This is a genomic window from Roseovarius sp. MMSF_3298 (assembly GCF_030733705.1).
Taxonomy (GTDB): Bacteria; Pseudomonadota; Alphaproteobacteria; order Rhodobacterales; family Rhodobacteraceae; genus Roseovarius; species Roseovarius confluentis.
In genome coordinates, this window is record NZ_JASHIN010000029.1 from 22,417 (window position 1) to 42,250 (window position 19,834).

General features: G+C 64.1%; 21 protein-coding genes. 5 read left to right on the forward strand and 16 right to left on the reverse strand.

Annotation, left to right across the window (positions count from 1 at the left end):
* Window positions 1–65: 65 nt before the first annotated feature.
* The 10 genes from RBB18_RS19515 to glpD form a co-directional block, all read right to left on the reverse strand.
* Window positions 66–338, reverse strand: coding sequence for a DUF2160 domain-containing protein (locus RBB18_RS19515; RefSeq protein WP_306111616.1), 273 nt, complete (start codon window positions 336–338; stop codon window positions 66–68).
* On the reverse strand, window positions 338–712 hold the full coding sequence (locus RBB18_RS19520; RefSeq protein WP_306111615.1) for a hypothetical protein: 375 nt from the start codon (window positions 710–712) through the stop codon (window positions 338–340). Before RBB18_RS19520 ends, RBB18_RS19515 begins: the two co-directional genes overlap by 1 nt.
* Window positions 712–834, reverse strand: coding sequence for a hypothetical protein (locus RBB18_RS19525; protein WP_306111614.1), 123 nt, complete (start codon window positions 832–834; stop codon window positions 712–714). Before RBB18_RS19525 ends, RBB18_RS19520 begins: the two co-directional genes overlap by 1 nt.
* A 2-nt stretch (window positions 835–836) precedes the next feature.
* Window positions 837–1,175 (reverse strand): hypothetical protein, encoded by a 339-nt coding sequence (locus RBB18_RS19530; protein ID WP_306111613.1) that lies wholly within the window; start codon window positions 1,173–1,175, stop codon window positions 837–839.
* Entirely contained in the window at window positions 1,172–1,498 is a 327-nt protein-coding gene (locus RBB18_RS19535; RefSeq protein WP_306111612.1) for an SH3 domain-containing protein, read from the reverse strand. Before RBB18_RS19535 ends, RBB18_RS19530 begins: the two co-directional genes overlap by 4 nt.
* A complete protein-coding gene (locus RBB18_RS19540; RefSeq protein ID WP_306111611.1) occupies window positions 1,498–2,370 on the reverse strand; it encodes a carbohydrate ABC transporter permease in 873 nt (290 codons plus the stop codon). The genes RBB18_RS19535 and RBB18_RS19540 overlap by 1 nt, the downstream gene beginning before the upstream one ends.
* 4 nt (window positions 2,371–2,374) lie before the next feature.
* Window positions 2,375–3,244 carry a carbohydrate ABC transporter permease gene (locus tag RBB18_RS19545; RefSeq protein WP_103764357.1) on the reverse strand — a complete coding sequence of 290 codons (870 nt, stop codon included), beginning with the start codon at window positions 3,242–3,244 and terminating at the stop codon, window positions 2,375–2,377.
* A 121-nt stretch (window positions 3,245–3,365) separates the two neighbouring features.
* Window positions 3,366–4,448: an ABC transporter ATP-binding protein gene (locus RBB18_RS19550; RefSeq protein WP_306111610.1), complete on the reverse strand. Its 1,083-nt coding sequence runs from the start codon at window positions 4,446–4,448 to the stop codon at window positions 3,366–3,368.
* Between the two features lie 13 nt (window positions 4,449–4,461).
* The gene (locus tag RBB18_RS19555) at window positions 4,462–5,550 is read right to left on the reverse strand and encodes an ABC transporter ATP-binding protein (protein ID WP_274593534.1); all 1,089 of its coding nucleotides are present in this window, start codon (window positions 5,548–5,550) and stop codon (window positions 4,462–4,464) included.
* A gap of 11 nt (window positions 5,551–5,561) precedes the next feature.
* Window positions 5,562–7,163: a glycerol-3-phosphate dehydrogenase gene (glpD, locus tag RBB18_RS19560; protein ID WP_306111609.1), complete on the reverse strand. Its 1,602-nt coding sequence runs from the start codon at window positions 7,161–7,163 to the stop codon at window positions 5,562–5,564.
* 247 nt (window positions 7,164–7,410) lie between these two features.
* Here glpD and RBB18_RS19565 point away from each other — a divergent pair, with 247 nt between their 5' ends.
* Together RBB18_RS19565 and RBB18_RS19570 are read left to right on the forward strand one after the other, a co-directional pair.
* Entirely contained in the window at window positions 7,411–8,172 is a 762-nt protein-coding gene (locus RBB18_RS19565; protein WP_103764353.1) for a DeoR/GlpR family DNA-binding transcription regulator, read from the forward strand.
* A gap of 269 nt (window positions 8,173–8,441) precedes the next feature.
* Entirely contained in the window at window positions 8,442–9,455 is a 1,014-nt protein-coding gene (locus tag RBB18_RS19570) for an HWE histidine kinase domain-containing protein (RefSeq protein ID WP_306111608.1), read from the forward strand.
* 45 nt (window positions 9,456–9,500) lie between these two features.
* Here the strand turns inward: RBB18_RS19570 and RBB18_RS19575 are convergent, their stop codons facing one another.
* The 6 genes from RBB18_RS19575 to RBB18_RS19600 all read right to left on the reverse strand — a co-directional run bounded on the left by RBB18_RS19575 (window position 9,501) and on the right by RBB18_RS19600 (window position 16,385).
* Window positions 9,501–9,746 (reverse strand): MoaD/ThiS family protein, encoded by a 246-nt coding sequence (locus RBB18_RS19575; RefSeq protein WP_103764351.1) that lies wholly within the window; start codon window positions 9,744–9,746, stop codon window positions 9,501–9,503.
* Between the two features lie 70 nt (window positions 9,747–9,816).
* Complete coding sequence (locus RBB18_RS19580) at window positions 9,817–11,556, reverse strand: calcium-binding protein (protein WP_306111607.1); 1,740 nt, start codon at window positions 11,554–11,556, stop codon at window positions 9,817–9,819.
* A 197-nt stretch (window positions 11,557–11,753) separates the two neighbouring features.
* Entirely contained in the window at window positions 11,754–14,006 is a 2,253-nt protein-coding gene (locus tag RBB18_RS19585; RefSeq protein WP_306111606.1) for a xanthine dehydrogenase family protein molybdopterin-binding subunit, read from the reverse strand.
* The gene (locus RBB18_RS19590; protein ID WP_306111605.1) at window positions 14,006–14,485 is read right to left on the reverse strand and encodes a (2Fe-2S)-binding protein; all 480 of its coding nucleotides are present in this window, start codon (window positions 14,483–14,485) and stop codon (window positions 14,006–14,008) included. The genes RBB18_RS19585 and RBB18_RS19590 overlap by 1 nt, the downstream gene beginning before the upstream one ends.
* 6 nt (window positions 14,486–14,491) lie before the next feature.
* On the reverse strand, window positions 14,492–15,349 hold the full coding sequence (locus RBB18_RS19595; protein WP_306111604.1) for a xanthine dehydrogenase family protein subunit M: 858 nt from the start codon (window positions 15,347–15,349) through the stop codon (window positions 14,492–14,494).
* A 154-nt stretch (window positions 15,350–15,503) separates the two neighbouring features.
* The gene (locus tag RBB18_RS19600; protein WP_103764346.1) at window positions 15,504–16,385 is read right to left on the reverse strand and encodes a LysR substrate-binding domain-containing protein; all 882 of its coding nucleotides are present in this window, start codon (window positions 16,383–16,385) and stop codon (window positions 15,504–15,506) included.
* A gap of 91 nt (window positions 16,386–16,476) precedes the next feature.
* On the opposite strand from RBB18_RS19600, the gene RBB18_RS19605 reads away from it, so the two are divergent.
* The 3 genes from RBB18_RS19605 (at window position 16,477) to RBB18_RS19615 (ending at window position 19,830) form a co-directional block, all read left to right on the forward strand.
* Entirely contained in the window at window positions 16,477–17,631 is a 1,155-nt protein-coding gene (locus RBB18_RS19605; RefSeq protein WP_103764345.1) for an aromatic ring-hydroxylating dioxygenase subunit alpha, read from the forward strand.
* Window positions 17,628–18,818: an aminomethyltransferase family protein gene (locus tag RBB18_RS19610; protein WP_306111603.1), complete on the forward strand. Its 1,191-nt coding sequence runs from the start codon at window positions 17,628–17,630 to the stop codon at window positions 18,816–18,818. The genes RBB18_RS19605 and RBB18_RS19610 overlap by 4 nt, the downstream gene beginning before the upstream one ends.
* 115 nt (window positions 18,819–18,933) lie before the next feature.
* The gene (locus RBB18_RS19615) at window positions 18,934–19,830 is read left to right on the forward strand and encodes a DMT family transporter (RefSeq protein ID WP_306111602.1); all 897 of its coding nucleotides are present in this window, start codon (window positions 18,934–18,936) and stop codon (window positions 19,828–19,830) included.
* Window positions 19,831–19,834: the final 4 nt, after the last annotated feature.

Sequence of the window (19,834 nt, forward strand, 5' to 3'; positions counted from 1 at the left end):
TGGTCTTTCTGAACTTATGTGTTTATGGCGGCCCGCTGGGGCGGAACGCCGGGGTTAGGGCGCGATCAGACCCAGCGGAACACCGCGGCGGCATAGATCGCACAGACGATCAGCGCGTAGGGCTGGTTGGTGCCGACAAGGCCCAGCCACGCGAGATTGATAAAGGCACTGCCCAGGAGCGTGATGAACAGCCGGTCGCCGCGCGTGGTCTCGATCCGCAGGATGCCGGTGCGGGGCGTTTCCGGGAACTTCAGCGCGAGGATCGTGAAGGTTATGAGGAGCAGGGCGATAACGCCGAAGAAGGCGGCGGTGGGCCATGTCCATGCCATCCATGCCATTATGCCGCTCCTGCAGTTTTAGGGAAAGGCTTGTGCTCGATCAGCGCCCAAACATCGTTTTCTAAAGTGCTTCCGCGCGCGCCTACTTCTATCAGAAGCCGTTTTGTCTCTTCCTCAGATGCACCTATAATGCGTTGGAGCGTCTTGATGTCTCGCCACTCAACATCTTTCGGCATGTGTTCTGGATCAAGCATGAAAAGAAGCGTTTCTTTACGTTTGCAATCGAGATTTCTTTGCTTGCGACCTAATATCCAATGCACGAAGACCTGACCAATTATCGCAATCAAGCCGCCGACGATTGCAGACAAAAGCGGAACCCAGACTGTTAAAATAGAACCTGCTGAAGCGGTTGCAGCCGTCGCTTCTTGCTCCATCACGCCCTCCCCAGGGCAAAGCCCATCGCGGTGTATTTTTGCACAAAGTAGAGCATGACCGCGCCTGCCGCGATCATGTGAACGCTGGCGGTCGTGTGCCGTGTCCATGCCATCCAGTCCATGTTCAGTTACCTCCGTTCGAAAAGTCGATGCAACTGCATGCCATTTCGTCCAGTGCGGCGTTCTGGCAGGTAAGTTCGACGCGGGCGAGCAGCCAGTTGCCGGTGGGTAGTTTGACGTTGATGCCGTTGTTCTGCCAGCACCATGTGCCTTCGCCATGTGCGTTGTGATACGCGTCGCAGGACTTGCCGAGGTAGACCGGCGCGCCCGCGAAGGCGCCGCGGGCGGCGGTGATGACATAGCCGTTGGCGTTGCAGTCCTGGGCATAGTCCTGCGCCGAAGCCGGGAGGGTCGGCAGAAGGGTCAGCAAGAGGGCCGCATATGTCAGTTTGCGCAGGCTCACGGGTAGAACTCGCACCAGGCATTGTAGATCCAGCCGCGGAACTTCGCCTCTTTGCCGTTCAGGGCACCGTTCTCGACGTATAGCCATTTGCCCTGGCCGCCGTAGATATATGCGGCGTCGCCGTTGTGCAGGTTGCCGATCTGCTGGTACTTGCTGCCGGGACAGGTGCGCAGGGCCAGGAAGCCGTCGCCATTGGGATCGAGCCCCTTGACGAGACAGCCGCTGTCGGTCGGGCCGCGATTGTCCGGCACGACGATGTTTTGCGCAGAGGCGGTGGTCGCGAACGCGCCCAGAATGGCCAGAGATATCAAGGTTTTCTTCATCACACCCTCCCCAGGGCGAAGCCCTTGGCGATGTAGTTGCGCACGAAGTAAATCACGAGCGCGCCGGGGACGATTGTCAACACGCCGGCGGCGGCGAGCACGCCCCAGTCGATGCCCGCGGCCCCTTGGGTGCGGGTCATGATGGCGGCGATGGGCTTGGCGTCGACCGTTGTCAGCGTGCGGGAGAGCAGCAGTTCGACCCAGGAGAACATGAAGCAGAAGAAGGCGGCGACGCCGATGCCCGACGCGATCAGTGGCATGAAGATCTTCACGAAGAAGCGCGGGAAGGAATAGCCGTCGATATAGGCGGTTTCGTCGATTTCCTTGGGCACGCCGCGCATGAAGCCCTCCAAGATCCACACCGCCAGCGGCACGTTGAAGAGGCAATGCGCCAGCGCCACGGCGATGTGGGTGTCGAAGAGACCCACGGAGCTGTAGAGCTGGAAGAAGGGCAGCGCGAAGACCGCCGGGGGGGCCATGCGGTTGGTCAGGAGCCAGAAGAACAGGTGCTTGTCGCCAAGGAACGTGTAGCGCGAAAACGCGTAGGCGGCGGGCAGGGCCACGGCGAGCGAGATGACGGTGTTCATCACCACGTAGATCAGCGAGTTGATATAGCCCGAGTACCAGGCCGGGTCGGTCAGGATGGTGGCGTAGTTTTCCAGCGTCAGGTTGCGGGGCCAGAGCGTGAAGCTGTTGAGGATCTCGAAATTGGTCTTCAGGCTCATGTTCAGCAGCCAGTAGATCGGCAGGAGCAGGAAGATCAGGTAGAGGCCCATCACGATGGCGCGGGTGTTGATGCCCGCGCGGGCACGGCGGTTCTTGCCGCTGGGCGCGAGCTTGCCGGGGAGTTGGTCGGTGGTGGCGTCGGTCATCGGCTCATGTCCCCCGCTTATCGAGATTGACCATCACGGTATAGAACACCCAGGAGATCAGCAGGATCACGAGGAAATACATCAGCGAGAAGGCGGCTGCCGGGCCGAGGTCGAACTGGCCCAGGGCCATCTTGACGAGGTCGATGCTGAGGAAGGTCGTGGTGCTGCCGGGGCCGCCGCCAGTGACGACGAAGGGCTCGGTATAGATCATGAAACTGTCCATGAAGCGCAGGAGCACGGCGATCATCAGGACACCCGCCATCTTGGGCAGCTCGATGTAGCGGAACACCTTCCAGCGCGAGGCCTGATCGATCTTGGCGGCCTGGTAATAGGCGTCGGGGATGGACTGCAGGCCGGCATAGGCCAGCAGGGCCACCAGCGATGTCCAGTGCCAGACGTCCATCACGATAACCGTGACCCACGCGGCAAAGGGATCCTGCGTGTAGTTGTAGTCGATCCCCAGGGCGGCCAGCGTATGGCCCAGCAGGCCGATATCGACGCGGCCGAAGATCTGCCAGATGGTGCCGACCACGTTCCACGGGATCAGCAGCGGCAGGGACATCAGGACAAGGCAGATCGAGACCCAGACGCCTTTCTTGGGCATGTTGAGGGCGACGAGGATGCCCAGGGGCACCTCGATGGCGAGGATTATGCCGGAGAACATGAGCTGCCGCCCCAAGGCGTCCCACATGCGGTCGTCTTCGAGCAGTTCGCGGAACCATTCGAGCCCGGCCCAGAAGAATTCGTTGTTCCCGAAGGTGTCCTGCACCGAATAGTTCACCACGGTCATCAGCGGGATGACGGCGGAGAAGGCCACGAGGATCAGCACGGGCAGGACGAGGAACCAGGCCTTTTGATTGGGGGTCTTGTCCATCAGGCGGCCTCGTTCGTTGCGTGGCGGGTGGCGGGGAGGTCCCGGGTCAGGCCCGGGACGGCGTTGTGCGGGTTGGCTGGGAGGTCCCGGATCAAGTCCGGGATGGAATTGCGCAGGTTCATCAGGCGGCCCTCCCTTGGGGCGTCACGCGCCAGTCGTTGGCGTAGACGTTGACATGGGCGGGGTCGAACGCGACGCGGGTGGCGTCGGCGCGCACTTCCTCGGCCTCGTCCGCGATGATGTTGATCGGTGTTCCGAAACAGTCGGCGCGGATGATCTTGTGGCGGCCCACATCCTCGACCCGGCGGACCTTGACCGGCAGCCCTTCGCTGTCCGAGAGCCGGGCGAATTCGGGGCGGACGCCGATTTCGACGCGACCTTCGAGTGGGGCGTAGGAATTGGCGAGGGAGAGTTCAGAGCCGTTGATATAGGCTTGGTTTCCTTCGACTTTCGCGGGGATCACGTTCATGCCGGGCGAGCCGATGAAGTAGCCGACGAAGGTGTGTTCGGGGGTGTTGAACAGGTCCTCGGGCGTGCCGATCTGGACCACGCGGCCGTCATGCATGACCACGACCTTGTCGGCGAAGGTCAGCGCCTCGGTCTGGTCGTGGGTGACATAGATCATGGTGTGGCCGAACTGCTGATGCAGTTGCTTGAGTTGCGTGCGCAGTTCCCACTTCATGTGGGGGTCGATGACGGTCAGGGGCTCGTCGAAGAGGAGCGCGTTGACGTCCTCGCGCACCATGCCGCGGCCAAGGCTGATCTTCTGCTTGGCGTCTGCCGTGAGCCCGCGCGCCTTGCGGTTCAGCGTGTCCTCGAGCCCGATCATGGTGGCGATGTCCTGCACGCGCTGGGCGACATAGGCCTTGTTGGCTCCGCGGTTCTTGAGCGGGAAGGCAAGGTTTTCGCGCACGGTCATGGTGTCGTAGACGACCGGGAACTGGAAGACCTGCGCGATGTTGCGCTCGGTCGTGGGGGCGTGCGTGACGTCGACATCGTTGAACAGGATGCGGCCCCGGCTGGGCTGCAACAGCCCGGAGATGATGTTGAGAAGCGTGGTCTTGCCGCAGCCGGACGCACCCAAAAGGGCGTAGGCCTCGCCGTCGGTCCAGTCGTGGTTGAGCTCCTTGAGGGCGAAGTCATCCTCGGAGGTCGGGTTGGCGAGGTAGCTGTGGGCCAGGTTGTCGAGCGTGATCTTTGCCATTCTTGTCAGCCCCTCAGGCGGCCAGCGCGTAGGCGGCGGGGGATACAAGATCGCCGTCTTCGCTGAAGATATAGATATGGGCCGGGTCGAGATAGACCGGCAGGTCGCGGCCCGGCTGAAGGTCGTGGACACCGTGGATGACGCCGACCCAGCGGCTATCGTGGTGGTCGAGGTGGATGAAGGTTTCCGAGCCGGTCAACTCGGTCACGCTGAGCTTTGTCACGAAGCGCATGGCGGCGTCGGTGTGCTGTGCGATCTCCAGGTGGTTCGGGCGGAAGCCGGCGGTGTAGCGGCCCTCGGGCAGGTCGGCCATCTTGCCGGTGGCGGGCAGGGATTGGCCCTCGCCGAACATCAGCTTGCCGCCGGTTTTCGAGATCTGCAGGAAGTTCATCGGCGGGTCCGAGAAGACGCGCGCGGTGGTGGCATCGGCGGGCTGGCGATAGACCTTTGGCGTGGGGCCGAATTGCGTGACGCTGCCTTCCCAGAGCGTGGCGGTGTTGCCGCCGAGCAAGAGGGCTTCTTCGGGTTCGGTGGTGGCGTAGACGAAGATCGCGCCGGATTCCTCGAAGATGCGGGGGATCTCGATGCGCAGCTCCTCGCGCAGCTTGTAGTCGAGGTTGGCGAGAGGCTCGTCCAGCAGGACGAGACCGGCGTTCTTGACTAGCGCGCGGGCCAGCGCACAGCGCTGTTGCTGGCCGCCGGAAAGCTCGAGCGGCTTGCGGTCGAGCATGGGGGTCAGTTGCAGCATCTCGGCGGTGTCGCGCACGGCGCGGTCGATCTCTTCCCTGGGCTTGCCCGACAGGCGCATGGGGCTGGCGATATTGTCGTAGACGTTCATGGACGGGTAGTTGATGAACTGCTGGTAGACCATGGCGACGCCGCGGTCCTGCACGCGCATGCCGGTGACGTCGGTGCCGTTCCAGAGGATGCGGCCGGTGGTGGGGGCATCAAGCCCTGCCATCAGGCGCATCAGCGTGGTCTTGCCCGCGAGCGTGGGGCCCAGAAGGACGTTCATCGTGCCTTTTTCCAGCGTCAGGTCGGTGGAGTGGATGTGCGTGTCCGCCCCCACTTTTTTCGACACGTTGTCCAGAACAAGCGTCATGCGTTACGTCCCTATTCTGCCGCCGCGGCGATCACGGTGTCGCCGTCGGGGTTGGCCTGCATCCAATGTTGCAAGTCGTTGATTTCACGTTCAGTCATGCGCAGGCCCAGCTTGCTGCGGCGCCAGACGATATCTTCGGCTGAGCGGGCGAATTCGTGGGATGTCAGCCACCGGACCTCGCGTTCGGTCAGGGTTGCGCCGAAGTTGCGACCGAGGTCGGCGGCGGCCTGCGCGTCGCCCAGAAGTGTGCGGGCCTCGGTGCCGTAGGCGCGGAGCAGGCGGTAGGCCCAGGGCTCGGTCAGAAAGGGGTAGTCGGATTGCAGGTCGGCCGCCATCCGGTCGCGGTTCTCCACCGCGAAGTCGCCACCGGGCAGGGCGGCGTCGGCGGTCCAGTCTCCTTTGGCGTTCGGAAAACGGGCGGCAAGCTTGCCCACGGCGGCCTGCGCGAGGCGGCGGTAGGTGGTGATCTTGCCGCCGAAAATATTGAGGAGCGGCGGGCCGTTGGTGTCGAGCTTCAGCACGTAGTCGCGAGTTGCAGCGGTCGCAGATTTGGCGCCGTCGTCATAGAGCGGGCGGACGCCGGAATAGGTCCAGACGATATCGTCGCGGGTGACGGGCGTTTCGAAATATTCCGAGGCGAAATTGCAGAGATACTCTTGCTCGGCGGGAGTGCAGACGGGTTTCGTGCCGGGGTCGGGATGGTCGGCGTCGGTGGTGCCGATCAGGGTGAAATCCTGCTCGTAGGGGATGGCGAAGATGATGCGGCCATCGGTCCCCTGGAAAAAGTAGCACTTGGGGTGATCGAAGAGTTTGCGCGTGACGATATGGCTGCCGCGTACGAGGCGCACGCCTTCGCGGCTGTCGATATGAGTGACGTCCTGCAGGATGTCGCCGACCCATGGGCCGCCTGCGTTGACGAGCGCGCGGGCGCGGCGGGTCAGCAGGTTGCCGGTGGCGGTGTCTTCGAGGTCGATCTCCCAGACGTCACCCGCGCGGCGGGCCGCGGTGACACGGGTGCCGGTGAGGATTTCGGCGCCGCGACCCGCGGCGTCGCGGGCGTTGAGTGACACGAGGCGGGCGTCTTCGACCCAGCAGTCGGAATATTCGAACGCCTGTTTGAAATGAGATTTCAGCGGGGCGCCTTCGGGCGTGCCGTCGAGCGAGATTGATCGGGCGCGGGGCAGGATCTTGCGGCCCCCGAGGCTGTCGTACAGAAAAAGGCCGAGGCGTATGAGCCATGCCGGGCGGCGGCCGCGCATCCACGGCATGATCTTTTCCAGCAGGCGCGAGGTGGGGGTGCCCCCCTCGAAGCGCATGTCGCGATGATAGGGCAGCACGAAGCGCATCGGCCAGCTGATATGCGGCATGTTGCGCAGCAGAACCTCGCGTTCGATCAGGGCCTCGCGGACGAGGCGGAACTCGAAATACTCGAGGTAGCGGAGGCCGCCGTGGAAAAGCTTGGTCGAGGCCGAGGAGGTGGCCGAGGCGAGATCGTTCATCTCGGCCAAGGTGACGGACAGGCCGCGACCGGCGGCGTCGCGGGCGATGCCGCAGCCGTTGATTCCGCCGCCAATGACGAAAATATCGCTTATATTTTCGTGACTTGGGTGCATCCATCCTCCCCAGATGCCGCCGGAAACTGTGCCCGGTAAATGAGCACGTTCAGGTTGATGGAGTCAAATGCTTCTTTCGTTTTTGTTCGCTTTGATGAGAGTCTTTTAAAAACAACGACATGCAGGACCTCCATACTGTGGTGGCTGGTCTTTCTGCGGCTGCGAAAGGCGGTCTGACCCCGGATTTTCCTTTGACATACGCGGATTTTCCGCGAAAACGAAAAAACCGAAACCGACGCCAAGGTGCATGTCACAAACTTTTCGCCATCCCGAGATCCTCGAGATCGCCCGCAACGAAGGCAAGGTCACGGTCGAGGATCTGGCCGTGCGCTTTGGCGTGACGGTGCAGACGATCCGGCGCGACCTGACGGACCTGGCCGAGGCCGGGCGGCTGGAGCGCGTGCATGGCGGCGCGGTGATGCCGTCCGGCGTTTCCAATATCGGCTACGAGGAGCGGCGCGACCTGAACGAGGCGGCCAAGCAGGCGATAGCGCAGGTCTGCGCGCAGGAAATCCCGGACGGGGCGTCGGTCTTCCTGAACATCGGGACGTCGACCGAGGCGGTGGCGCGTGCGCTGCTGAGCCACCGTGACCTGATGGTGATCACGAATAACATGAATGTTGCCAATATCTTGGTGGCCAACGCGGAGTGCGAGATCGTGGTGGCCGGGGGCGTTTTGCGCCGCTCGGACGGGGGGCTGATCGGCAACCTCACGACACGGGCGATCGAGCAGTTCAAGTTCGACTATGCCGTGATTGGCTGCTCGGCGCTGGATGACGAGGGCGACCTTCTGGATTTTGACGTGCAGGAGGTGCATGTCAGCCAGTCGATCATCGCGCGGGCGCGGCGGACCTACCTTGTGGCGGACCATTCCAAGTTTCACCGCATGGCCCCGGCGCGGATCGCGTCGTTGGGCGAGGTCGACATGTTCTTTACCGACCGGCCGGTGCCCGCGCCGGTGGCAGAGCGGCTGAAGGACTGGGATACGGTCTGTCGGGTCTGCGGCTGAGGCGTTTTCGGTTCGGGTTCGTTTCATGGGTTGCGGGGACGCGTGGGTTGTCACCCACCCTACGCAATACGGCAGGGTCTGTTGCATCAGGCGAAACTGAGCGCCGCATCCATTTTGCGCCGGAAAATGCACGAATTGCCGCGTGCGCCGCAGTGTGAAAAGCTTGCCTTGGACCCGGCAGGCGGCGAAAACCTGCCTGAGAGTTAATTTCCGGAGCCCGTTTAAACTGTGACATTGACGGTGCGATTCACCGGCCCGAAACACATGCCATGACGAAAGACTTGAAGACCCCGCTGAACATTCCCCTGACATCCGACGACATGGAACTTGGCCTGAAGGTCGCTCAGGTCGGATTGGGAAAGGTCGATTACCGCGCCGACGTGCTGCGCTGCGATGCGCTGGCGGCAGCGTATTTCGGGCTGGATGCAGGCGTTGAAGTGTCGCGGTCGGAATTGCATGCGCGGATCCATCCCGATGATTGGCCTCAGGTGCAAGAAGGCCTGGCCTGCCTGTTGTCGCCGGATCATCCGTTGCAGGTGCTGGACATGACGCACCGTGTTCTGACGCCGGATGGCCCGTTGCGCTGGGTCAATGCGCGCAAGCAGGTGACCTATGATGCCGAGGGAATGCCGCTGGAAGGGGTGTTCGCCGTTGTCGATATCACCGCGCGGGAAATGGCCGAGCAGCGCGCACAGTTCCTGATCGGCGAGTTGGGGCACAGGGCGAAGAACCTGATCACGGTTGTATCGGGGATTGTCCGGCAGCTGGCGCGGCACTCGCCGCCCGAAGAGATTGCCGACCGCCTGCTGGCGCGGCTGACGGCGCTGAGCCGCAACCAGGAAGCGATGATGCACGATGCCGGCAGTCGGTTCGGGCTGCGCCAGATCTTCACCGAGCAGGTGAAGCCCTTCGCCGGGGCGACGCGGGAGCGGGTGGTGCTGAACGGGCCGGACCTGATGATTTCCAGCAACGCGGCGCAGATCCTGGGCATGGTGACACATGAACTGGCCACGAACGCGGCGAAATACGGCGCCTTGTCGGACGACAAGGGGAAGGTCGAGATGTCGTGGTCGGTCGAGGGAGACGAGCGCCCGGACTTCACGCTGTCCTGGGTCGAGCGGGGCGGGCCGGAGGTGAATGCGACGGCCAAGCCGGGCTTTGGCACCCAGGTTCTGACCAAGCTGACCGAGGCGTCGCTCGGCGCCAAGACCGATGTGGCGTTCGATACGGATGGCTTTGCGTTCAAGCTTTGGGCGCCCTTGAAGGCGTTGTCGTCGGACTAGAGCGTTTCGCCTTTGACCTGTGCCATCAGCCAAAGGCGAAACGCTTTAGCCGCCTTTGAGGCGCGCAAGCAGGACGACCTCGCTGTCGGGTTTGATGGGCTGGAACCAGCTGTCGTTGTAGACGCGCCCGTCGATGGAGACGGAAACGCCCCGGTCCAGCTGGGGTTTGAGCCCGGGATATTTCTGTGCCAGCCCGTCGAGCAGTTGGCGCAGGTTTTCGGCGTCGACCTCGACCTCGCGGCGGTCGTCGGTGAACTGGGCCAGGGAGCCCCATATCGTGACTTGAACCATGATGCGTATCTTGGGGTCGGGAGGTCCCGGGTCAAGCCCGGGACGGGCGCAAATGCGCCGCTTGTTTCAGTCAGATGAACTCGATGTAGCTGTCGTTCCAGGTCAATGCCCCGCTTTCGATCACCAACAGGCCGTCATCGCCCTGGAATTCGATATGAACACTGGTCCCGACGACGGTTGAAGTGAATGCGACCGGATCGTCCTGGAACGTGTCGATCAGGATGCGGTCATGCCCCGCTTGAAAGCTGCGGATCACGTCCGTGCCGAAATCGCCCCCGTGGGTGAACACGAACTCGTCGGTTTCATTCCAGCGTCCGATCAGCCAATCGTCTCCGGTGCCGCCGTTCATGCGGGTCGTACCGCCAAGGGCGATATCCTCGCCCAGGCGGGCATCGATCGTGTCGTTGCCGGCGCCGCCCTCGACGAGGTTGTCACCGCCCCAGACATAGATCTTGTCGTCACCGTCGCCGCCGTAGAGGATGTCGAGCGTGGCCTCGGCACCTTTCGCGCTGCCGCTGTCGCGGTCGCCGCCCTGAATCGTGTCGGCACCTTCGCCGCCGAAGACGATATTGTTGCCGCCTTCGATGTAGATGAAGTCGTCGCCGTCGCCGCCCTTAACGATGTCATCGTTGAAACCGGTGGAATAGTATGTGTCGTCGCCGCCGCCGAGATCGGTTTCGGTCGGGGCGGGGGGCATGTCCGGATCCGGGGAAAAGTACGTTGTGCTGAGCCAGACGAAATCGTCCCCGTCGCCTGAGTGGACCGTATCACTGCCGTTGACGGAACGAATGTAATCGTTGCCATCGCCGGAGGTGATCAAATCGTTGCCGACACCTGAGTGGATGGTGTTGTCGCCGTCCCCGGCAAAGATCCTGTCGTCGATGCCAAGAGAATAGTTGCCGACACCCTCGAACGGGCCGTCCGGTGGGTTCGTGGCATGGATCAGGTCGTCGCCAAGGCCGCCATAGATCACGTCCTGACCAGAGCCGGAATAGATCGTGTCGTTGCCGGTGCCGCCATCGGCCGTGTCATTGCCCGAGCCGGTATAGATATAGTCGTTGCCCGCACCGCCATAGGCCACGTCGTCATAGCCATAGAGCCCGTCGCCGGGATTGGGGCCTTCGCCGCCGATGATCCAGTCGTTGCCGGCGCCGCCGTCGAGCGTATCGTTGCCATATCCGCCATGCAGAAAATCGTCGTCTTTGCCGCCAAAGAGCCTGTCGTTGCCATCGCCGCCGAAGAGGTTGTCGTCGCCCCGGTTGCCGTGAAGCTCGTCGCTGCCGTCGTCGCCGGAAAGATGATCGTTCCCGGAGCCGCCCTTGATGGTGTCGCGGCTGTCGCCGCCGTTGACCGTGTCATTGCCGGCGCCGCCGAGGATGAAGTCGAAACCGGTGCCGCCGTCGATGCTGTCATGGCCGCCGCCGGCTTCGATGCGGTCGCTGCCCGCGCCACCGAGAATGGTATCGGCCCCCGAAGCGCCGATGATCTTGTCCCGGCCAGTGCCGCCGTCGATGAAATCACCGTCGTCGCCCGCATAGATGAGGTCTTCGCCCGCGCCGCCGAAGAGCACGTTCGATCCGACATCGGCGCCGCCCGGCAGGCCGCCGTAGATCACGTCGTCACCATCCCCGCCATCGACGATATCGGAACCATAGCCGCCGAGAATGGTGTCCTCGCCGTCCATTCCGAGCAGGTAGTCGTTTCCGTCATTTCCGAAGAGGTAGTCGTCGCCGCCGAAGGCATAGACGGTGTCGTCGCCCTTGCCGAAGCCGAGCAGATCGTTGAATCCGGTAAGGTAGTGCGTTGGCATCGGGCCATCTCCCATTTCTTGTAACACGTGTCGGGAGTGGGTCGGTGATGCGTGGGGTCGCGTTCAAAATCGTTGGCGATCGACGGCGGCAACCGGGCGGTGCCTGCCGCTTTGAACGGGTCGAGGCGCGTGGGTTTTCACCCACCCTACGGGTTGATGAGAAAGGCCCCGGAACTGGTCCGGGGCCTGTCCCGGGGTTACTTGTCGTGCATCGCCTTGAGCACTTTCGGGGGCGACATGGGCAGATCGGTCATGCGCACGCCTGCCGCCTCGGAGACAGCATTCGCGATGGCCGCGAGGGGCGGCACGATGGAGGTTTCGCCCACCCCGCGCACGCCGTAGGGGTGGCCGGGGTTGGGGATTTCCAGGATCACCGCGTCGATCATCGGCAGGTCGGAGGCCACGGGAATGCGGTAGTCGAGGAAGCCCGCGTTCTGCAGCGTGCCGTCATCGCCGTAGATATATTCCTCGTTGAGTGCCCAGCCGATGCCTTGCGTGGCGCCGCCCTGGAACTGACCCTCGACGTAATCCGGGTGGACGGCCTTGCCCGCGTCCTGAAACACCGTGTAGCGCAGGATTTTCACCGCGCCGGTTTCGGGGTCCACCTCGGTGTCGACCATGTGGGTGGCGAAGCTGACGCCGGCGCCTTCGGGGTTGGCCTCGTGGTGGCCCGCGATGGGCCCGCCGGTGTTGGAGGCGATGGCGGCGATTTCGGCGAGGGTCATGGGGTCGTGGCTGCCGGCGTTGTGGCCGGTGGGGTGCACCGCGCCGTCGCGCCATTCCACCGCGTCCTCGTCGATGTCCCAGAGCTTGGCCACGCGGCGGCACATCTCGCGCTTGGCGGCGCGGGCGGCCTCGATCGTGGCAAGGCCCACGGCGAAGGTCACGCGCGAGCCGTCGGTGACCTCGTTCTGACCGAGGCTGCCGGTGTCGGCCACGATGGTGCGGACCTTGTTGTAGGGGATGCCCAGTTCCTCGGCCGCCATCATCGACATGGAGGCGCGGGAGCCGCCGATGTCGGGATTGCCCTCGGAGACCGTGACGGTGCCGTCGGGCGTGATGTTGAGCGTGACGCAGGTGTCGCCGCCGAAGTTGAACCAGAAGCCGCAGGCGACGCCGCGCCCCTGGTTGGGGCCGAGGGGCGCTGTCCAATGCGGGTGATCCTTGGCGGTGCGCAAAGTCGCCTCGAGCCCGATGGCGGGGTAGGTGGGGCCGTAGGAGGCCTTGGTGCCTTCGCGCGCGGCGTTTTTCAGGCGCACCTCCAGCGGGTCGAGGCCGAGGCCCTTGGCCAGTTCGTCGATGGCTGATTCCACCGCGAAGGCGGCCATGGGCGCGCCGGGGGCGCGATAGGCGGCCTGTTTGGGGCGGTTGCTGACGATGTCCCAGCCGACGGTTTTCACGTTTTCCAGGTCATACGGCGCGAAGGCGGACATGGAGCCCATTTCGACCGGCGAGCCGGGATAGGCGCCGCCCTGGTAGCGCAGTTCGGCGAAGCCGGCGGTGATGCGGCCGTCCTTGGTCATGCCGATGCGGATATCGACCGAGGACGAGGCCGTGGGGCCGGTGGCGCGCAGCACCTCTGAGCGGGTCATGACCATCTTGACCGGGCGGCTGGATTTCTTGGCCAGCATCAGCGCCACGGGTTCGAGGAAGACGGCCGTCTTGCCGCCGAAGCCGCCGCCGATCTCGGACGCGGTGACGCGCAGTTGGCCCTGATCCAAGCCGAGGATCGCGGCACAGGTGTTGCGGACCATGTAATGGCCTTGGGTGCAGCACCACAGGTCGGCCTGGCCGTCCTGGCTCATCTGGGCGAGGCAGGCGTGGGGTTCGATATAGCCCTGGTGCGTGGCCTCGGTGCGGTAGCTGCGTTCGATGATCTCGTCGGCTTGCGACAAGCCGGCGTCGATGTCGCCATGGCCGAACTCGTAGCGGGCCATGATGTTGGGCGAGGACCCTTCGGGCACGGATTCGTCGGCGCGGCCTTCGTGGAGGATAGGGGCGCCGTCGGCGATGGCCTTGTCGACGTCGGTGACGTGGTCGAGAACCTCGTAGTCGATCTTGATCGCCTTCAGCGCCTTCTTGGCGATGTGGCCCGAGCTGGCGGCAACGGCGGCGACGGCGTGGCCGTCATAGAGCGCCTTATCGCCCGCCATGCAGTTGTCGAGGATGTCGGCTGTGGCATCGTCATCGGTGATCTGCGCGAAGTCGGCGCGGGTGACGACGGCGTGGACGCCCTCGATCGCCTCGGCGGCCGACGTGTCGATGGATTTGATGCGGGCGTGGGCGTGAGGGCTGCGCAGCACCTTGCCGATCAGCATCCCCGGCGCAGTGATGTCGGCGCCGAAGCGGGCCTTGCCGGTGACCTTGTCGATGCCATCGGGGCGCAGGGGGCGCGTGCCGACGATCTTGAACTGTTGGGTGTCGAGGACCTGTTTGCTGTCGAGTGCCATCACGATGCCTTTCTGAGGTCGGCGGCCGTGTCGAGCACGGCGCGGATGATCTTGTCATAGCCCGTGCAGCGGCAGAGGTTGCCGGCGAGCCAGTAGCGGGCCTCTTCCTCGGTCGGGTCGGGGTTCTTTTCCAGCAGCGACTTGGCCGCGACGAGGATGCCCGGGGTGCAGATGCCACACTGAAGCGCGGCATGTTCGATGAACTTCTGTTGCAGGGGGTGAAGCTGATCGCCGTCGGCCATGCCTTCGATGGTCTCGATCTCGGCGCCTTCGGCCTCGGCCCCCAGCATGAGGCACGAACAGACGAGACGGCCGTTGACGGTGACCGAGCAGGCGCCGCAATCGCCCGTGCCGCAGCCTTCCTTGGAGCCGGTCATGCTGAGACGGTCGCGCAGGACGTCGAGCAGGGTTTCATCGGGCGCACAGAGATATTCCGTCGGGTCGCCGTTGATCTTGGTGGTGACGTGGATGTTGCTCATGGGGGCTTATCCTTCTGCGCGGGTCTTGGCGATGGCGGCGGCGCGGCGGGCCAGCACGCCGGCCACGTGCGTGCGGAATTCGACCGTGCCGCGCTTGTCGGCGATGGGGGAGGCGGCGGCGGAGCAGGCCTGGGCCAGTGCGTCCATCGCGGCGTCGTCGAGCTTGGTTCCGATGAGTGCCTCGGCTGCGGTGTCGACCACCATGACCTTGGGGCCCACGGCACCGAGCGAGACGCGGGCAGACGTGCAGGTGCCGTCGCCATCGAGAGTGAGGGAGATGCCGCAGCCGACTACGGCGATGTCCATCTCGGTGCGCGGGATGAAGCGCAGGTAGGCATCGCCCGAGCGGTCCGCCTTGGCGGGCAGAAAGATCGAGGCGACGAATTCGCCCTTTTCCAGCGAGGTCTTGCCGGGGCCGGTGGGGATATCCTCTACGGCCACGTCGCGGGTGCCGTTTGGCCCGGCGACGCGGGCCACGGCGCGGACGGCGACCATCGCGGGCACAGAGTCGGCGGCGGGCGAGGCGTTGCAGAGGTTGCCGGCGAGCGTGCAGCGGCCCTGGATCTGGGTGGAGCCGATCAGGTCGGCGGCCTCGCAGACGCCGGGGTAGTCGGCTTTCAGGTCCTTGTGCTCGTTCATTTCGGCGGAAGAGACCGCGGCGCCGATACGCCAGCCGCCGTCCTCGGGCGTGATCTGGCGAAGGTCGTTGATGCGCTTGATGTCGAGGATGCTGTCGGGCTCGGCATCGCCGGAGCGCAGGCGGACGAGCAGGTCGGTGCCCCCGGCGAGCACGCGGCAATCGCCGGGATCGCCGCTGAGCAACTGGATGGCGTCATCCAGCGTGGTTGGCGCGAGGTAGCGCATGGGAAAACCTCTTGGCTTGGGGTGAGTCTGATGTCGGGGCATAGTTAAACAGGCGGCGCGAGGCTTGCCAAGGCGGTGCTGGCGCGCGCGTCGGATTTGAGCATGTAAGCGGCGAGAAATGCAAAGGTCGCGGTGTGAAAGAGGTCGGAGCGGGTCAGGTTTCGGCCCGGAGGAGGTTCTGGGCCAGGTGGCGCGCGGCAGGTTCGGCGGTGTCGCGCAGGATGAGGTAGTAGCCGAAGGGCGTGGTGACGGCGTGGTCGATGGGGCGGACGAGGCGGCCTGTCGTGAGATCCTCGGTCAGCTGGCCCTCCCAGGCGAGCGCCACGCCGAGGCCGGCGCGGGCGGCGTCGAGCTGGGCCATGTAGCTGTTGGTGCGCATCAGCGTCGTGGCGCGGGTGGGGTCGAGGCCCGCCTCGGTCAGCCAGATGCCCCAGTTCATCCAGTTCCAGTGGGTGTAATCGAGGTCGATCAGGGGAGCGGTGAGCAGGTCTTCGGGTGTACCGAGCGGCGTGTGCGAGAGGAATTCTTGGGTGCAGACCGGGAAGACCGCGTCGGCGAAGAGCCGCGTGGCGGTGAAGCCGGGCCAGTCGCCCGCGCCATGCAGAAGGGCGATTTCCGCCGTCAGAAGCTCGGATTCCGTGTCGGAGGCCAGCAGGTCGAGCATGAGCGGCGGGCTGTCTGCCAGGGCCGGGGCCAGGCGGGGGGTGAGCCAGAGTTGCGCCATGGAGGTATCCGCGCCGAGGCGCACGCGGGGGCGGTCGTCGCGCTGTCTGAGCGCGCGGGTGGCTGCCGTCATGTGCTGAAGCGCGGCGCGGACGCCGATCAGCAACTCGCGGCCCTCGGGGGTGAGGGTGATGGTGCGATGCCCCCGGACGAAGAGCGCGGTGTCAAGCAGGGCCTCGAGCTTGCGCACACGTTGGGAAATGGCGGACTGGGTGACGGACAGCTCGTCGGCGGCGCGGGTGAAGCTGCCGAGGCGGGCGGCGGCCTCGAACGGTTCCATCAGGTCGAGCGGTGGCAGATGTGGTTTTGGCATAAGCTTGGCTTGGTCAAATCCATGAGAAAAGAGCGTTTGTCATGATCCTAGGTAATGGCTGACACTGTCAACAGCCAGATCGGAGTACGCCATGACCCTGCAGACGTTGAACCTTATGCCCGGCGACATGCCGTTCCGGGCCGATCCGAAGAATTCCTATACCTTGCCCGCGCGGTTCTACCACGATGCGGAGATCTGGGCGGCCGAGAAGGACGCGATTTTCTACAAGACCTGGTATTATGCCGGGCATGTGAGCCAGGTGGCCGAGCCCGGACAGTTTCTGACCGTGAAGATCCACGAACAGAACGTGTTCGTGGCGCGCAGCCGTACCGGCGAGTTGAACGCGTTCTTCAACGTGTGTCCGCACCGTGGGCATGAGTTGGTCAGCGGGACGGGCAAGAAGAACATCATCACCTGTCCCTACCACGCCTGGGCGTTCGACTTTGACGGCAACCTGCGGTCGGCGCGGAATACCGAGAATGTCGAGGGCTTCCGGAAGGAGGAGTTTTCGCTGAAGCCGGTGAAGGTGGAGGTGTTCTGTGGCCTCGTTCTCGTCAATCTGGATGAAAGCGCAACGCCATTCGCCGAACAGATGGGCGAATTGGAGTCCGAGATCCGACATTTTGTCCCTTCGGTCGACGATTTGCAGTTCGCGCAGCGCGACACCTACGAGGTCGAGGCGAACTGGAAAGTTTTGATGGACAACTTCCTAGAGTGCTATCACTGCGCGCCGGCGCACCACGATTTTGTCGACCTGGTGGACATGGACAGCTATCGCACGATCACCTGCGGGCTGTATTCCAGCCAGTGCGCCGGGCAGCCGAGAACGATGAACGCGCGGGCCTACAAGTTCGAAGCGGGCGACGTGGATTTCGGATACGCGGGCTGGTTCGTCTGGCCGAACTTCACCATCTGGGCCTATCCGGGCGAGGCGAACCTGTCGGTCTTACAGATGAACCCGACTGCGCCGGAGAAATGCGTCGAATACCAGGACTGGTTCGTGAAGGACGGCGAGGTCACGCAGCAGCTGCGCGATGCGATCAACTATCAGAAGGACGTGTTGCAGCCCGAGGATATCGGGTTGTGCGAGAGCGTGCAGAAGGGGCTGAAATCCAGCGGGTACAACCAGGGGCGTTTCGTCGTGGACGAGGGGCTGACCGAGTTGAGCGAGCACGCGGTGCACCATTTTCAGAAACTGGTGGCGGGTGCGCTGGGCGCACGGCTGGACCCGGAGGCAGACCAATGATGAATTCGAGTGACGGAAAGACGCGGGACCTGATCACCACGCGGCCCGGTGCGGGGTGGGATTTCAACCTGCGGCGCCATGCGTATCACGCGATCGAGGCGCAGCATGGCCCGCATTACTGCGTCTATAACCGACGGTTCATGTGCGTCTACATGGATGACCTGCCGACCGACGAGGGGTATTGGCTGCTGCGGACGAAGGCGGCGTGCCTGCATACCGGAGAGTGGCCGCTGGAGATCAAGGGTCCGGATGCCGAGAAGCTGATGAACCTCTTGTTCGTCAATGACATTTCCAAGGTGAAAGTTGGTCGATGCGGTTATGGCATCGCCTGTTTCGACCATGGTGGCCTGATCGTGGACGGGGTGTTCGTGCGGCTGGCCGAGGACCGGTTCTGGTACGCGCAGGCGGACGGGGATTTCGTGAACTGGGCACGGGCGCATGCGAAGGGGATGGATGTGGAGATCACCGACCCGGAGGTGAACGTGAGCCAGATCCAGGGGCCTTTGGCGATGGAGATACTGAAAGACGCCGCGAAGGATGGGATTCCCGAGCCGTTCGGCTATTTCGGCAGCGCGTGGGTGGATTTCGGCGGTCAGAAGGTGCTGATTTCGCGCACCGGCTATACCAACGAACTGGGCTGGGAGTTCTACACCGAGCCGCATCACGATGCCGCCGCGCTGTGGGCGCATCTGGAGAAGGCGGGAGCGCCCTATGGTCTGAGGATGTTCGGGCTGGATTCGATGAATATCCGCCGGATCGAGGCCGGTATCCTGAACGCCAACTCGGATTTCGACGAGACGACCACGCCTTACGATGTCGGGCTGGGCGGGTTCGTGGCGCTGGACAAGGACGATTTCATTGGCAAGGCGGCGCTGGAGAAAGCCGACAAGGGCCAGCGCCTGCATGGGATCGTCTGCCCGGATGGTGAGCCGCGAGTGAATGGCCGGGTCGAATGGAATGGCAAGGTTGCGGGGCGTGTGACCTCCGGGGCGACCTCGCCCTACCTCGGGCATGGGATCGGCTATGCGCTGATGGACAGTGCCGAGGCCGGGCCGGGAACCGACCTGATGGTCGAGGGTCGGGACGGCAAGATGTATGCCGCCACGCTGGCCGAGACGCCGCTTTACGACAAGGCCTGTGAGATTCCGCGCGGCAAGATCGTGGACATACCAGACCGGGCGGCCTGACGCGACATTCGCGGCAGCGCGAAGTACGAATGCGAAGGCAGGGCCGGGGTGCCTTGCCTTTGCGCTTTGATGATGCCTGAGTGGCATATGAGACACGCAACGAAGGAGATACGCGGTGGCCGAGGGCAACAGCAGGGCGGTCCTGTCGGGACTTTTCGCCGGCTTGTGCTGGGGCATATTCTGGCTGCCACTGCGGATGCTGGAGCAGGCGGGGCTGGATGCGCCCTGGGCGATGGTGGTGTTCATGGTGCTGCCCGCGCTGATGAGCCTGCCGGTGATGTGGGTGCTGCGCGCGGATTACGGCCAGGGACTGCGGCCCTTGCTGGGCGGCGTTCTGGCGGGGGTGGCGTTCGCGCTGTATGCCGCGGGGCTGCTATACACCGAGGTGGTGCGGGCGGTGCTGCTGTTCTACATGACGCCGATCTGGGGGTTCCTGCTGGGCTGGATTTTCCTGGGCGACCGGATGACGTGGTACCGGTGGCTGTCGATCGGCGTGGGGCTCATGGGGCTGGTGGTGATCTTTGCCGATGACACGGGCCTGCCGCTGCCGCGTAATGCGGGCGACTGGTGCGGGCTGGTGTCGGGGATGTTCTGGGCGGTGGGCTGTACGCTGATCCTGACCGAACGGCGGGTGCATATCCTGACCCACGCGGTAAATTTCCTGGTGGTGGGGGCCATCGTGGCGGTGCTGGTGGCGGGGCTTGCCACGGCACAGGGGATCGCGGCGGTGCCGGACCGCGCTGCCGTGCTGTCGCCCATGGTGTGGTTCCTGCCGGTGGCGCTGTTCCTGATCCTTCCGGGATCCTTTGCCACGATCTATGCGCCGTCGCGGTTGAACCCGGGGCTGGTGGGGTTGCTGTTCATGACCGAGATCGTGGTGGCGACGGTGACCGCGGCCCTGTGGGCGGGCGAGCGGTTCGGGGTACAGGAAGTTGTGGGCCTGCCGCTGATCCTGTCGGCGGGGCTGATCGAGCCCGCGGTCATGGCGTGGCGGGCGCGGCGGGTGATCTGAGCGG